Origin of the sequence: Mycolicibacterium neworleansense, assembly GCF_001245615.1 — a bacterium.
Lineage (GTDB): Bacteria > Actinomycetota > Actinomycetes > Mycobacteriales > Mycobacteriaceae > Mycobacterium > Mycobacterium neworleansense.
In genome coordinates, this window is the sequence record NZ_CWKH01000001.1 from 2,390,770 (window position 1) to 2,405,361 (window position 14,592).

Annotated in this window: 14 protein-coding genes and 1 tRNA gene; 6 read left to right on the top strand and 9 right to left on the bottom strand. The window is 64.4% G+C overall.

Annotation, left to right across the window (positions count from 1 at the left end; all coding sequences use genetic code 11):
• Positions 1-10 precede the first annotated feature (10 nt).
• A complete protein-coding gene (locus BN2156_RS11310) occupies positions 11-1,291 on the top strand; it encodes an HNH endonuclease signature motif containing protein (RefSeq protein WP_090513550.1) in 1,281 nt (426 codons plus the stop codon).
• An 18-nt stretch (positions 1,292-1,309) separates the two neighbouring features.
• Here BN2156_RS11310 and BN2156_RS11315 read toward each other — a convergent pair whose 3' ends face one another.
• Entirely contained in the window at positions 1,310-2,002 is a 693-nt protein-coding gene (locus BN2156_RS11315) for a potassium channel family protein (protein WP_090513553.1), read from the bottom strand.
• 79 nt (positions 2,003-2,081) lie between these two features.
• Here BN2156_RS11315 and BN2156_RS11320 point away from each other — a divergent pair, with 79 nt between their 5' ends.
• From BN2156_RS11320 to BN2156_RS11330, 3 genes are all read left to right on the top strand, one after another.
• Positions 2,082-3,578, top strand: coding sequence for a potassium/proton antiporter (locus BN2156_RS11320; RefSeq protein WP_090513559.1), 1,497 nt, complete (start codon positions 2,082-2,084; stop codon positions 3,576-3,578).
• A gap of 91 nt (positions 3,579-3,669) precedes the next feature.
• Positions 3,670-4,362 carry an HAD family hydrolase gene (locus BN2156_RS11325; RefSeq protein WP_090513562.1) on the top strand — a complete coding sequence of 231 codons (693 nt, stop codon included), beginning with the start codon at positions 3,670-3,672 and terminating at the stop codon, positions 4,360-4,362.
• A gap of 103 nt (positions 4,363-4,465) precedes the next feature.
• A complete protein-coding gene (locus tag BN2156_RS11330) occupies positions 4,466-4,864 on the top strand; it encodes a DUF6319 family protein (RefSeq protein WP_407661667.1) in 399 nt (132 codons plus the stop codon).
• A gap of 31 nt (positions 4,865-4,895) precedes the next feature.
• Here the strand turns inward: BN2156_RS11330 and BN2156_RS11335 are convergent, their stop codons facing one another.
• From BN2156_RS11335 to BN2156_RS11350, 5 genes are all read right to left on the bottom strand, one after another.
• Complete coding sequence (locus BN2156_RS11335) at positions 4,896-5,234, bottom strand: DUF732 domain-containing protein (protein ID WP_131725156.1); 339 nt, start codon at positions 5,232-5,234, stop codon at positions 4,896-4,898.
• 219 nt (positions 5,235-5,453) lie between these two features.
• The gene (locus BN2156_RS11340) at positions 5,454-5,711 is read right to left on the bottom strand and encodes a DUF3297 family protein (RefSeq protein WP_090513567.1); all 258 of its coding nucleotides are present in this window, start codon (positions 5,709-5,711) and stop codon (positions 5,454-5,456) included.
• A 673-nt stretch (positions 5,712-6,384) separates the two neighbouring features.
• Positions 6,385-6,960 (bottom strand): hypothetical protein, encoded by a 576-nt coding sequence (locus BN2156_RS31130; RefSeq protein ID WP_235625276.1) that lies wholly within the window; start codon positions 6,958-6,960, stop codon positions 6,385-6,387.
• Between the two features lie 186 nt (positions 6,961-7,146).
• Complete coding sequence (locus BN2156_RS31135; RefSeq protein ID WP_235625277.1) at positions 7,147-7,470, bottom strand: hypothetical protein; 324 nt, start codon at positions 7,468-7,470, stop codon at positions 7,147-7,149.
• Between the two features lie 69 nt (positions 7,471-7,539).
• Positions 7,540-8,166: an MspA family porin gene (locus BN2156_RS11350; RefSeq protein ID WP_235625355.1), complete on the bottom strand. Its 627-nt coding sequence runs from the start codon at positions 8,164-8,166 to the stop codon at positions 7,540-7,542.
• 1,231 nt (positions 8,167-9,397) lie between these two features.
• Between BN2156_RS11350 and BN2156_RS11355 the strand changes: the two genes are divergently transcribed.
• Positions 9,398-10,213 (top strand): hypothetical protein, encoded by an 816-nt coding sequence (locus BN2156_RS11355; protein ID WP_090513572.1) that lies wholly within the window; start codon positions 9,398-9,400, stop codon positions 10,211-10,213.
• Positions 10,214-10,437: 224 nt separating this feature from the next.
• Complete coding sequence (locus BN2156_RS31140; RefSeq protein WP_235625278.1) at positions 10,438-11,004, top strand: LppU/SCO3897 family protein; 567 nt, start codon at positions 10,438-10,440, stop codon at positions 11,002-11,004.
• A 552-nt stretch (positions 11,005-11,556) separates the two neighbouring features.
• On the opposite strand, the gene BN2156_RS11365 is transcribed toward BN2156_RS31140, so the two are convergent.
• From BN2156_RS11365 to pgm, 3 genes are all read right to left on the bottom strand, one after another.
• Positions 11,557-11,632 (bottom strand) — tRNA-Ala (locus tag BN2156_RS11365).
• Positions 11,633-11,687: 55 nt separating this feature from the next.
• Positions 11,688-12,947, bottom strand: a complete 1,260-nt coding sequence (locus BN2156_RS11370) for an MFS transporter (protein ID WP_090513576.1) — start codon at positions 12,945-12,947, stop codon at positions 11,688-11,690.
• The gene (pgm, locus tag BN2156_RS11375; RefSeq protein WP_090513579.1) at positions 12,944-14,578 is read right to left on the bottom strand and encodes a phosphoglucomutase (alpha-D-glucose-1,6-bisphosphate-dependent); all 1,635 of its coding nucleotides are present in this window, start codon (positions 14,576-14,578) and stop codon (positions 12,944-12,946) included. Before pgm ends, BN2156_RS11370 begins: the two co-directional genes overlap by 4 nt.
• Positions 14,579-14,592 lie beyond the last annotated feature (14 nt).

A 14,592-nucleotide genomic window follows, 5' to 3' on the forward strand; every position in this document is an offset into this window, starting at 1 on the left:
TGATGTGGTTATGTCCTCGGCCGCAGCCACTTTCGATGTTGCGGAAAGCCCGGCGCAGCGTACTGAGGTGTTGTTCGCCGAGTTGTCGGAGCTGACCGGTCAGCGCAACGCGATTGATGGCCGCATCGTCGAGATCGTCGCTGAACTGGATCATGACGAGTTGTGCGGTGCCACCGGTGCCCGTTCGATGAAGGCACTGGTGGCTTGGAAGACCGGCGTGACACCGCGCAACGCCGAGGTTGTGGTGGCGATCGCGCGGCGGCTCGAGGAGTTCCCCCGCTGCGCCGAAGGCATGCGGGAGGGCCGGCTGTCGCTGGATCAGGTCGGGGTGATCGCCGAGAAAGCCGCCGAAGGATCCGATGAGCACTATGCCGAGCTGGCGGCGGTGGCCACCGTTGATCAGTTGCGTACCGCGGTCAAACTCGAACCACGCCCCGCGCCAGACCACGAGCCTGTGCCAGGTCCCGATCCTGGACGTGCGATCACCAAGACTGATGAAGGCGAGTACACCACCTACCGGATCCGGTTGACCCGGTTGGAGGCAGCCAAGTTCGACGCGGCCCGCCAAGCCCATCACGAGGGGTTGGTCGCCGACTGGAAACACGATCACGACACCGAGTCCGATGGTGGCGACGCAGAGCAGGCACCACCGTTTCCGAACGGTGTGGATGCCTTCATGAGCGTCGTCAAGGCCGGCTGGGATGCTGAGGCGGCGCGTCGTCCGCACGGGCAGCACACCACGGTGGTCGTGCATGTCGACCTCGACACCGACGGTGACAAGCCGGTCGCCGCACTGCATCTGGGTCCGCTGCTTACCGACGACGAACGACGCGAGCTGCTGTGCGACGCCACGTACGAAGCCTGGTTCGAACGGCACGGGCAGGTGATCGGCGCCGGACGCACCACTCGACAGATCAGCCGCCGGCTGCGCCGGGCCCTGGAGCATCGCGACCGCTGCTGTGCCGTGCCCGGTTGCGGGGCCACCCGAGGTCTGCACGCCCACCACATCGTGCATTGGGAAGATGGCGGGCCCACCGAGCTGGACAACCTGGTGCTCGTCTGCCCATATCACCATCGCCTGCACCACCGGCGCCTCATCACGATCGTCGGGCCCGCTGATCAGCTGGTCGTTACCGACAGCGCCGGCAGACCATTGCACGGTGGGTCGTTGGCCCGCCCTCCGACCTCAACCCCACCTGATGTCACACCGTGCCCCGGACCGACCGGAGAACGCGCTCACTGGTGGTGGTACCAACCCTTCCAACCCCAACCCCCGCCGGCAGTCAATTAGCCGCGCGAGCACCACGCGTCACGGCTCGTCGGACACCACTTCCCTGAGGAATTCCCCGCCATGGATGGCGGCCAGCAGTGAATTCTCCGAGGTGCGATTGGCGGTGAACAGCAGCTCGTCCCCCGCTTCGAGCACATCGTCGGGCTTGGGCAACCTGACCTTGTTGCCGCGAACGACGGTGACCAGCGCGGTGTCGAGCGGCAGATCCAGCCGGTCCACCCGCTGACCCACCACCGGATTGTCTTCCGGCAGCGTGAGTTTGGTCAGCTCCACCCGGCCCCCGCGCAGCGACATCAACCGCACCAGGTGCCCGACGTCGATCGCACCCTCGATGCCGGCGACCAGGGATCCGGGCGTCGACACCGCGACATCGATGCCCCAGTCCTGGCCGAACAACCACTGATTGCGGATGTCATTGATGCGGGCAACCACCCGCGGCACGCCGAACTCCGACTTGGCCAACAAGCCGACCACAAGATTGGACTTGTCGTCACCGGTGGCCGCGATGAGCACGTCAGCGGTTTCGATGCCGGCCTCCTCCATTGCGGAGAGTTCGCACGCGTCGGCCAGCAACCAATCAGCGCCGGGCACGGTGTGCGGCTCGTAGCGGCGTTGCAGCTGCTCGATCAGCAAGACCTTGTGGCCGTTCTCGAGCAACTCGCGCGCAACGGACCGGCCCACATTGCCCGCTCCGGCAACCACTACCCGCATGTTCCGCTCCGCCACTCAGCCATTTTCGCCTATTCGCACAGCACACTCACGGCCCTTCGTCCTGATTAACTGATTCTCGATGAGCCTGAACCAGCTGTATTTGACCTTGCTGACCGGCGGCATCGTGCTGCTGGCGAGCATCATCGGCACGCGCGTGGCCACCCGGATCGGGTTCCCCAGCCTGCTGTTCTTCCTGCTGGTCGGCATGGTGCTCGGCGTCGACGGGATCGGCCTGGACTTCAACAACGTCGAGCTGGCCCGCAACGTGTGCACCACGGCGCTGGCGATCGTGCTCGTCGAAGGCGGTTTGACCACACGCTTCTCCGATATCCGTGGCGTACTGGCGCCTGCCTCGGTGCTGGCCACTGTCGGTGTGTTGATCAGCACCGCCATCACCGCCGTCGGTGCTCACCTGCTGCTGGGTATGGACTGGCAACTCGCGCTGTTGCTGGGCGCGATCGTTTCCTCCACCGACGCTGCGGCGGTGTTCTCGGTGCTGCGGATCCTGCCCTTGCCCCGCCGGCTGGCCGGGCTGCTGGAAGCAGAGTCCGGTTTCAACGATGCGCCCGCGGTCATCCTGGTTCTGACGTTCAGCGTGGTGCCGTTCGTTTTCCACCCCGAAGGGGCGATCACCGATCTGCTCTACGAACTGATCCTCGGTGCCATGCTTGGCCTGGCGGTCGGATTCGCCGGAGCATTTGCCCTGCGCCGTATCGCGCTGCCTGCCTCGGGTCTCTACCCGATCGCCACCTTCGGGCTGGGTTTCATCGCGTTCGCCGCCGCGGGCAGTGCCCACGCGAGCGGTTTCATCGCCGCCTACCTGTCGGCAGTAGTCCTCGCCAACTCCGGACTGCCGCACAGGTCGGCCACCCGGTCGTTCGCCGAGGGGGTGGGCTGGCTGGCCCAGATCGGGTTGTTCGTACTCCTCGGATTACTGGTGAACCCGCACGATCTGGGCGGTGACATCATCCCCGCGATCGTCATCGGGCTGGTGCTGCTGCTGATCGCCCGCCCGGTGTCGGTGGTGCTGTCGCTGGCCGGATTCCGGATCTCGTTGCGCGAACAACTCTTTCTGTCGTGGGCGGGACTCCGCGGAGCGGTGCCGATCGTGCTGGCGACATTCCCGATCGTGGCCGGCGTGCCCGACAGCTATCGGCTGCTCAACATCGTGTTCGTCCTCGTGGTGATCTTCACCCTGGTCCAGGCCCCCAGTATCCGTTTCGTGGCCAACGCGCTGGGGCTGATCACCCGCGACATCACCCGCGAGATCCAGGTCGAGGCCGCGCCGCTGGACGTACTCGACGCCGAACTGCTGACCATGACGGTGCAGCCCCACTCCCGGCTGCACAACGTGACGATCCTCGAACTACGGCTACCCGACCCGGCCGTCATCACCCTGATCATCCGCAACGGCCGCACCTTCGTCCCGCTACCGGACACCCGCATCGCCGTCGGCGACGAACTGCTCATCGTCACCACCAGCAAGACCCGCCACGCGGCCGAGGCCCGGATGCGCGCGGTGAGCCGGCGCGGCAAACTGGCCTACTGGTTCGACGAATACGGTCTCGAGGACTGAACGCCCGGCCGATCATTCGTTTCGTCCTCGGACAGGCGGGTATACCGCGCGGTGGTGCACGGCACGGTGTCCACCCGACCCTGGAGCAGAGATGTCGAGGCCTTTCGCGGTCCTGTTCGATGTCGACGGCACGCTCGTCGATTCCAACTACCTTCATGTGCACGCCTGGGCGCGTGCGTTCCGCGAGGAGGACATCGACGTGGAGTCCTGGCGGATACATCGCAGTATCGGCATGGATGGCAGCACCCTGGTGGCCAACCTGTCCGGGGACGCGAGTGATGCTGTGCAGCAACGGCTCAAGGATCGGCACAGCAACCTGTACAAGGACAGCGCCGACCTGATCGTGCGCCTCCCGCGCGCCCGTGAACTACTACACCATCTCGCCGAGAACGAGGTGCGGGTGGTGCTCGCCAGTTCCGCTCCGGACGACGAACTCGCCATCACCCGAACGGTTCTCGACAGCGACGACGCCATCGCGGCAGCGACGTCGTCGAAAGACGTCGACACCGCCAAGCCCGACCCGGACATCGTCGAGGTGGCCCTCGAACGCGCCGGGGTGCCCGCCGACCGGGCCGTCTTCGTCGGCGACGCGGTATGGGACGGTGAAGCGGCTACTCGCATCGGCGTGCCCTTCATCGGGGTACGCTGCGGCGGCGTCGCTGACAGCGAACTCGAAAAAGCCGGCGCACAAGCCGTTTTCGACGATCCGCGTGACCTCCTCGAGCATCTGGACACCACTGTCATCGGAGCGCGAATCCACGAGGCCGCCGACTCGACGAAGTGAGCACGGCTGGCGCGTCGACTTGACCACTGGCATCGAACGTGTGTTCTAATACCTGCGACCGCAAGCCCGCCCAGCGCAAGCGATGTTCGACAAGGAGTTCGCCGTGACGATGACTGTAGACGCCCAGGCCCCAGACGACTTGGCCGCCTCACCCGAGAGCGCCGCACCCGCCGCCGAAGCCCTTGTCGACGAGACGCCGAGGAAGGCACCGGCCAAAAAGGCGCCGGCCAAGAAAGCCAAGACCATCGAGCTGACCCTCACCGTAACCGGCACCGCCGACGGCGAATGGCGTGCCGAGCTCAAGCAGGGCACCACCTACCTGGCTCGTGACCTCGCCGTCGCGGCCGCCGCTGTCTCCCGGGCCGCCAAAGAACTGCATGATGACCTGGCCACCCCGATCGACAAGGTGATCGAGGAGGCACGCGCCCAGCAGGCCGCGAAGGTCGCCGCGTTGGAAGCCGAGCTCGAAGCTGCACGAAAGGTCTTGTCCGGCTTGGAGTGAGGCGTCTCTGCCAGTCAGCCGCGCCTTTTCGTTATGGTGCAGGTGCAGGTGCAGGTGCAGGTGCAGGTGCGAGCGTGTCGGGACACAGCTCACGCTGGGCGGCATCCACCATTTGAGGGTTTCCCCAACCGATCAACTCAAATGACATCAGGACATTTTCTGGCGTCGAACCGCCGTAGCGAAGCTTGTCGCAGATGGTGCGTCCGAGGGCCAGCAACGATGCCGTGGGCAAGAGTTGGGGCCCCAGCGCCGCTAGGTAACTCCCCTCATCGGCGTGAGCGCTTCCTGGTGCCACCATCGCGACGGACGCGAAACTTACTGCGATGGCGATCGATAGCTTGATGCGGCGGCTGACCGCTTGGCTTTTCACGAGCGGAACGGTACCGGTCACATCTGGGTTATCTGGGGCTTTTGGAGACCCGATTTAACTAAATCGTCAATTTCTTCGCGGATCGACCGCGCCAGAACCGCGGGCAAGGCGTGAGGCTCGGACCGTTGCGTCGGCGCGTACTTGTCCCATGCAATACCAGCAGGCGCGTCAGCGTGTTCGGCTATTCAAACGACGGCCGCAGTAACCCACGGGCGTTCGCTATTTCGCCTGGCGGAAATAAGGTTCGACCGCGCCGCGGAGCTTGACGACCATCGGATTTCCGCGGCGATCCTTTGCGGTAGGGACTTCAACACGCACCCAACCCTCGGCCACGTCGTATTCGTGAACATTGGATTTCTCGACTCCGTTGAAGCGAATACCCACGTCGCGGAGGAGCACCGCCTCGTCATAGAAGGGGCTGCGGGGATCGACGGAGAGGTGATTCGGTGGAACGTCTGTGTTCTGATCCTCGGACATGATGGCTTTCGTTGAATGCTGCGTAGGCTGGATTTGATTCTCTAAGAACCTACGCGACCTGTAGTGGCGGGTTGCGGGTAGGTAGGTCCTGGCGGGCCGCCCTCAGTGGAGATTACGAAACGCAGGCATGGCGCCCCCCGATTGAATTCGGCGACAACAACCCGCACACAGCAAAGAACCCGAAGCCCATGCCTGCAGCCGGCGAGATTCTGGAGCGCCGAACTCAAATCTCAGCCCTTCCCACCTGGCGTCTGGGCCCAGCGACGATGACTGAGCGTGACGCGGTCGTCATCGATCGTTGGCGGCCCTGCTTGCCGCGATGGCGGTGGCGATGACCGCAGCCAGGACCACGACCAGTGCGCTGATGCCGATCAGAAGGACACCGAATGTCCAGCCTTGTAGGAATGCCCAGACTGTCAGCGCGCATATGCCGAGCGCGAGGCTAATGTAGGCCGGTGCGCTCCGCGCTGCCGCACGGTGTCCTGTTACCCAGGCTGCATCGCGCGCATGGTCGTCGGCGTTCGTATGCCAGTCCACTGGTTTCGGTTCAGCTTGCCTCGGGCCGCAGTCCACGTCACGCAGATCGTCAGGATGCAGACCGCCACCGCAGCGGCGGCCATGATCAAGCCCACAACCAACGATGGCAGACGGTCAGTACCCATTTCATCCCCCGCTATTCCGCGGGTCCGGCCATAGTGGTTTTGGCGGTGGCGACGACATTTTCGGCAGCCCGTGTGCAGGCGTCGTAGTCGGGTCCGGCCTGGCCGAACGTGGTAGTGCAGGCCACCGACAGGTGCGCCAGCAGCGTGTTGTGGCAGGCGGTCATCGAGGTGTGAGTCGGCGTGGTGGCCAGGCATTGTTGGTGGGTGACACACCCAGCGGTGAATTCAGCGCTGCGCCCGTCAGGGCTGCGGTAGTCGTTGACCCCGCCCGGACATTGCGCTGAACCATCGGTCGCGGCCGCGATGGTGGGTGCGCCCTCAGGTAGGCCGGTCCAGTTCGGCGTGGGTGCCCCGGTGGTGGGGATATCGGAGGCCCGGTAGGCCAGGGTGATGGTGACCGGAAACGCGAAGATGTCGGCTGGTCCGAGGTCGACGGTCAGATTCGACTGGCCAGGCGGAAACCCGGGTCCCAACGCAGGGGCCACCGTCAGCGGTTTCTGGTTGGTGTCGTGGGCGGCCGGGATGCTGAACGTGCCGATCACCGCAGCGGGTCGTCCTGGCGCAGCGTCGGTTTCGACGAGCACCACGTTGTCACCTCGGCGTAGATGCGTGCCGCCCGGGAGTTTGATCCCGAACGGGATCGTTGAGGCGGAGAACACTGTTTTGCGGGTGATCGTGACATCTATACCGCCACCGGTCAGCGGCCTCACTGCGTAGTCGACATCCGCGCTGGCATACACACCGCCCCCGCCAGGTGTCCAGGCCGCTGGCTGCTACGTCAACTCATCGGGCAAGTGGATACGGATCTGACGGTTGGGATGTGCGGTTGGTGCGAAGATGCCATCTTTGGCCCACATCGGTACCGTGGCCTCGCCGCGTTCGGCCGGTGCTGCGAGCGGTTGTTCCAGGCCTGCGGTTTCCCCCTGTGGCGTGGTGGAGGAGATCCGCGCTCCGCCAATCGGATTGACCCGGGGCGGGTCGGCGGGCATGGGCCGCGGAATTGGTACCGGCACTGGGGGCGGGACTGCGGGGTCGGCAGCGGCCACCGCCAACGACCCAGGCGCTGCTGCGCCCGAGTGGTCAAGCGCAGGTGCCATCAGGGCCAGAATGGGCACAACCGATACGATTGCCAGGTGCAGGAATGAGTTGTTGACACGCGTCACGTTCTAGAGGTCTTTCGGTTCGCCGTAGAGGGTTTGGGTGTCGTTGCCGTTGTCGGTGCGCAGCCGAATCGTGGTGTAGGACTGGATTTTCACTTGTCCCCCGCATCCGTCGGCGACGATGTTCTGCTCCCGCAGGTTCGACACCGCGTGCATATTGCGCAGGCTGATCCGGTCCATCGCCACCTGAGCGTGCCCGCCCGGTTTCAGCAGTACCCGGATGTAGCCGCCGATGTGCTCGGTGGCGCCAACTGAGACGTTGCCTTGGGCGCCGGCGAAACCGCCACCACCACCGCCACCACCGCCGGCGCCACCTTGGCCTTGGCCGTAACCGCCGCCGTAGACACCGGCGCCTGCCTGCTGGTTGAGGTCGAGCCCGAGATCCCCACCGACTTCGACACCGGCCGAGGAATCGGTGCGGCACCCGACGAAATAACCGGATTCCAGCTGGGCGTCCTGGATGACCGAGGAGCCCTGCCCGCCGATACGGGCCTCTGAACGCAACGTGACTCGGGCTTGCCACGAATTCGAAGCGCCCGCAAGGTTGTCGATGTGATCGATCACCTCGTTGGTGGTGTTCACATCGACCACCCACCCGTCATCGGTGACGAACTGTGTCCACCGATCCGGCATCACCTGCGGCGCAGCGCCCGCCAAGGGTAGTGACACGAGACCTGTGCCACCCACTGCGAGCGCTGCGGCCAGCGCCGCCGCGCGGCCTGCTGCGCGATGTCCTCGACCGTGTGACAAACCCACACCCCCCCGAACGAGATTCAGCGATGCCTTCGAGCATTTGCTGAGTGACGATGAAGGAACCATACGATAACGATCGATGTCAAGATCAGATTATTTGCCTCTACGTGGCGCATCCCACAAGTAGGCCGGATCTTCCATCCGGCCGCAGGCATCAAACAGCGTTGTAAATAGGGACATTTGGCGCCTCATGTGGATACTCCAGTTCACCGACTGGGCCGTCACGAAGAGTAGCTGCACTGGATGCCAACGTGAGTCGGCGTGCACCCCTGCCGCAGGGTATCCATGTTTCCTGCGACATCGGATGGGGCAGAGCCTTCACCTGCAGAGCGGACACGTTCACCGAGATCACGCGATCAATGGCCGAGCGATCAACATGGGCCGGGACTGGCAACTTTGGTTGCACGAGCCGAGCCGCGCGGGTCGTGTCGGGCAGTCGATTCGCACGCAACCAGCCACCGCCGAGGTGGCCCGATCGATGCCGGCCCCGAATCTCCCTGCGGCGCGACCACGGCAAACTTGAAAGCGAGCCGTCAGATCGGCCAGCAAATGGCATAGTCGCGCAGTATCACGCCTTACGTATGCCTGCTCTTCATGCGCAAAAATTAGCTGTCCGCTTGGCGTTCCGGCGCGGTGGTTTCGCACATCTCGCCTCGGCGATGCGCGCTTTAGCCCTCTTGACAAGGTGATTTCGGATATTTATGTTGCAGCGACAAGGGGGCGGCACCCTCGTATGATCTTGATTTGCAGATTGCCGACAACGAGGGGGGTCATGGCTGATCGTGGCGACGCCAGTCCGGCGTCAGACAACCGATATCGAGGATGCAAGCAAACTAATCTGCGGCATCGTCAACGGAGCGCTCACCGCGACCGCGGGGATAGCTCCCAGCCTCAGGCGAGAGCCCGAACACGACTTGCGACGGGCGCGGTACTCGGTGCCGTGATCTTGGCTGCCAGCCTGCTCAGCCCTCAACCCGCGCACCGCAACGCCGCCCCGCCGTGGTTCGTTGGGCTACCCACGGCGGCGGCCCAGTGTCCGCCGGACTGCGGCGGGAACGGCGGTGGCGACTACGGACCGCCAGGCGGTGGGCAGCAGTTCCAACCACCATCGATGGGCGGACAGCAACCAGGCTATTCCGGCGGGATCAACTCCGGCTACCCCGGACTCGACCCGAGCAACGGGATCTCGATCAACAACCCCGCAGCACAAGCCCCCACCGGCCAACAAGGCGGCAATGCCCAGTACCCACAGCAGGCCCAGCCCCGCACCCCTGCGCACGGCCAAATGCCACCCAACTACGACGCACCGCCCCAACAACCGGCGCAACCACCAAGCCAGCAACCGGCTCAACAGCAGCCTGCCCAGCAGCAACCGCAGCAACCGGCTCACCAGCAAGAACCTCAGCAGCAGGCCGACAACAATCAGGAGACCCAGAAGGTCAATCAACGCCAGCAGCAATGCCAAGACGCCGCCGCCATGCTGGGCAACACCCTCCTCGGCATCAGCGGTGGCGGCGGCCGAGGCCCGATCTGGATCGAACCCGGCCTCGACCCCGCACCAACGCCCACACCACCGTGTCCACAATGCGAACCGACCACGGCGCAGAAGCCGTCGGTTCAGGATCAGATCGATAATCTTCAGAAGCAAATCGATGAGGGCAAGCAACAACATGTCCAGGACCAACAGAAGATTGCCGAGCTAGAAAAGAAACAAGCCGAGAAAGATCTGTGCACTGTCGGGGAAAAGATGAACATCGGAATGGCAATCGGAGGCGGGCTACTGGTTATCGGCGGCGGACTACTATCACTGACCGGAATCGGCGCCACAGGCGGCGTGCCAGCGATCGCGGCAGGACTAGGAATCCTCGGCGGCGGCGTTGCCACCACCGGTGGAGTAGTGGCAGCGATAGATTGCGGCACCCGTTGATGGCAACTTCAAATCGAAAGACTGGCAACAAATGACACGAGCACGACGCACGCTTCCAGTTGTCCTGACCGCCATGGGATCAATCCTGTTAATAATCGCATCAGTGGTCGGCGCAGTTTCGAATACTGCCCTCGTATTTGTCCTCTTGCAGGGGATCGTTGGCGCATACGGGCTGGGCTTCGCAATATATCTCTATCGAAAAGTGCGCAGATCGGGTGATAGTGATGCTTAAGTTCGGTGCCGTGTTAACCGCAGTCGCATTAGTCACCGCAGCATGCAACGGCACTCAGGGAGAAGAAGACCACGCTTCTGCACCACCCACGGCGCCAGCGCCTGCGGATTTCAGTCGTATCCCCGGACAGTTCCCCTCACAGCCCCCCAACGTCCCCGGCGAATCGATAGCACCAGTTGGGGCGTGCGTCAGCTTTGAAGGACCGAGCAACAACGCCACACTCATGGTCGTTGACTGCGGATCGCCGAACAACGGCTATACAGTGATCCAGCGGGTATCCACGCCTGACCAGTGCCCGGCAGATGTGGCTCAAAAGTTCTACATGAACCCCGACGAGGGGCAATTCACCGCCTGTCTGGACTATGCCTGGAGCAGCACCGACTGCCTGAGCATCGGGAAGGTGACCGCTGTCCGCGCCAAATGCGACGACACCACCAAACCGAATCGCGAAAAGCCTCTCAATGTCATCCTGAACACCACCACCAACAACGACTGCCCCACTGGCGGATTCCCGCACGCGGTGCGAAAGTTCACGATCTGCACCGAAACACAAGACTGACCACGCCATCGGCAGTCGAAGGTCGGAAGTCTGCACTGACCGTCGGGGTGGTTACCCCGTACTTGCGGACGATCGATCGATTGATCTCGTACAGGAGCTCGATATCGTCGAGTCATGACAAGCGATCCGACTTGCGCCGTTGCCATTGCCGTCAACACGAATCAGAAGAATTCGATTGATTCGTACGTGCACTGCGAGGGGATTCCTGCTGTCAACGACGGACGAAGAGTGAGCCAGCCTCTGTTGAGGGGCAGGCTCACTCGTGTCGCTCGGTCGCGTGCTGGTCGCCCTGCTTAACGCCCTCGATCTGATGTCTGACCCCGAGAAGCCTTATACCGACGGCAACGATGCCATACGTCGCAACATGATTTCCGAGCTGCGCTCCACCTCGCGGACAAGACCAAAGTGGGTGCACTGACAGCATCAACCACCACAACGAAACAAGGCCCCCTGCGGGAGCCTTGGATCGAGCACAACCTTGTCGTTCTAACTCTGGATTAGCTCTTTCCCTTGCCGACATCCTTTCGGGCGTCGGTTCGAGTAAGAACTCTTTGGTGGAGCTAAGGGGATTCGAACCCCTGACCCCCACACTGCCAGTGTGGTGCGCTACCAACTGCGCCATAGCCCCGTTTGTCGTGCCCCACGAAGTTACACCACGGCTACCCCAGGTTCAAAATCGCTGGTCAGGGAACCTCGCCGCCGGCCTCAGGACCCAGTGCGCGGGCCGGAGTGTGCTCGGCGGAGGGCCGTCCGCGGGTCTCCGGAGCGAAGACCCAGCCCACGGCCGCGACCAGGAGGATCACCCCACTGATCACGAAGGACCAGGAGAACGACAGGTACTGCGCGATCAACCCGACCAGCAGCGAGCCGCCGACCGAACCGACGTCGGCCATCATCTGGAAGGTCGCCACCGCGGTACCGCCACGCGCCTTGTTGCCGATGATGTCGGCCACCGCGGCCTGCTGGGGTGCGGTGAAGATGCCGGTCGAGAAGCCCGCGACGTAGGCGCTCACCAGAAACAGCGTCAGTCCGTCGGTGAAGCCCACCATCACCGTCGAGATCCCGGCCGCGGTGAGTCCGACGATCAGTAGCACGCGCCGGCCCGCCCGGTCGGACAGGTAGCCGCTGGGAATCACGGCGGACACGTTGCCGACGGCGAAGGTGGCCAGCGCCAGCCCCGCCATCCCCGGACTGTGATGCAGTACGTCGACGATGAACAACGGCACCAAGGCAATTCGGAGCCCGAAGGCCGACCATCCGGTGGCGAAGTTCGACAGCAGCGCCGCCCGGTAGGCACGGTTGCGCAGTGCGGTACGCACCGTCACCTTGGCTCCTTCGTCGGGCGCGGGCGCGGCCAGCGACGAATGCCGCAGGCTGACGAACACCACGGCAGCCGCCACCAACAGGGCGGCGCCGTAGATGAGGAACGGGGCGCTCAGCCCCAGGCCCGCGGTCATGCTGCCGAGCACCGGCCCGCCGACCGAGCCCACCAGGAATGCCGAGGAGAACATGCCGGCCACGCGACCGCGGGCGTCCTCCGGGCTGATCCGGATCATCAGGCCCAGCGCCGACACGAAGAACATCGTCGAGCCGACGCCACCCAGTGAGCGGAACAGCAACAACTGCCAGTACGTCTGCGCGAACGCACAGGCCCCGGTGGTGACGGCGACGATCAGCAGACCCCACACGTAGATCCGGCGCTCCCCCAGGCGCTGGATCAGCACCCCGGTCGCCGGCGCGAAACACAGCCTCATCAGCGCAAACGCGGTGATGACGAACGTCGCGGCGCTGATGCTGACGCCGAAGTGACGGGCATAGGCGGGCAGCACCGGCGCGACCACGCCGTACCCGAGCGCGATGACGGCGTTGGCGACGATCAGGACCCAGACTTCACCGGGCAGCTTCGCCTTGGTCTGACAGTCACCCTCCGCGACAGAACTCACCCAATGACTGTATTAACCACGTCCTTGGCGGCCTCCTGCACCTCCGCCAGGTGATCGGCACCGAGGAAGGACTCCGCGTAGATCTTGTAGACGTCCTCGGTGCCCGACGGCCGTGCGGCGAACCAGGCGTTCTCCGTCGTGACCTTCAGGCCGCCCAGCGCCGCGCCGTTGCCCGGTGCGGCGGTCAGCTTCGCGGTAATCGGCTCACCGGCCAGTTCGGTGGCGGTGACCTGCTCGGGTGACAGTTTGGCCAGCCGTGCCTTCTGTTCGCGGTCGGCCGGGGCGTCGATGCGCGCATACGTCGGTGATCCGTAGCGCTCGGATAGTTCGGCATAGCGCTGTGACGGCGTCGACCCGGTGATCGCCAAAATCTCCGAGGCCAGCAGCGCCAGGATGATGCCGTCCTTGTCGGTTGTCCAGGTCGTCCCGTCGGTGCGCAGGAACGAGGCCCCCGCGCTCTCCTCGCCGCCGAAACCGATGCCGCCGCCGATCAGCCCGTCGACGAACCACTTGAAGCCCACCGGCACCTCGACCAGCTTGCGATCCAGCCCGGCCACCACCCGGTCGATGATCGAACTGCTGACCGCGGTCTTGCCCACCGCGGTGGCCACCGGCCAGTTGGGCCGGTGGGTGTAGAGGTAGTCGATGGCCACCGCCAGATAGTGGTTCGGGTTCATCAGCCCACCGTCGGGTGTGACGATGCCGTGCCGGTCGGAGTCGGCGTCGTTGCCGGTGGCGATCTGATACGAATCCCGGTTGGCGATGAGTGACGCCATGGCATTCGGTGAGCTGCAGTCCATACGGATCTTGCCGTCGGTGTCCAGGGTCATGAACCGCCAGGTCGCGTCCACCAGCGGATTCACCACGGTCAGGTCCAGGTTGTACCGCTCGGCGATCGCGCCCCAGTAATCCACGCTGGCCCCGCCGAGCGGGTCGGCACCGATGCGGATGCCCTCGGCCCGGATGGCATGCAGGTCCACCACATTGGGCAGATCGGCGACGTAGGCGTCCAGATAGTCGTGGCGCTGGGCCATCTGCAACGCCCGCGACAGGGGCATGCGTTTAACGTCCTTGAACCCGTTACGCAGGATCTCGTTGGCGCGCTGGGCAATCCACCCGGTGGCGTCGGTGTCGGCGGGTCCGCCGTTGGGTGGGTTGTACTTGAAACCGCCGTCACGCGGCGGGTTGTGCGACGGGGTGACGACGATGCCGTCGGCCAGGTCGGCGTCACGGCCTGTGTTGAAGGTCAGGATGGCGTGGCTGACCGCGGGCGTCGGGGTGTAGCGGTCGGCCGAATCGATCATTGCCACAACGTCGTTGGCAGCCAGCACCTCCAGCGCCGAAGCCCAGGCTGGTTCGGACAGGGCGTGGGTGTCGCGGCCGAGGAACAACGGACCCGTGGTGCCCTGCGCGGCCCGGTACTCGACGATCGCCTGGGTGGTGGCCAGGATATGACCCTCGTTGAACGCGTTGTCCAGACTGGACCCGCGGTGCCCGGACGTGCCGAACACCACCTGCTGCGCAATGTCATCGGGGTCGGGCCGTCGGGTGTAATACGCGGTCACCACCGCGGCGACGTCGATCAGATCCTCGGGTCGAGCCGGTTGCCCGGCACGGGGATTGGCAGCCATGGTTCCCGATTCTG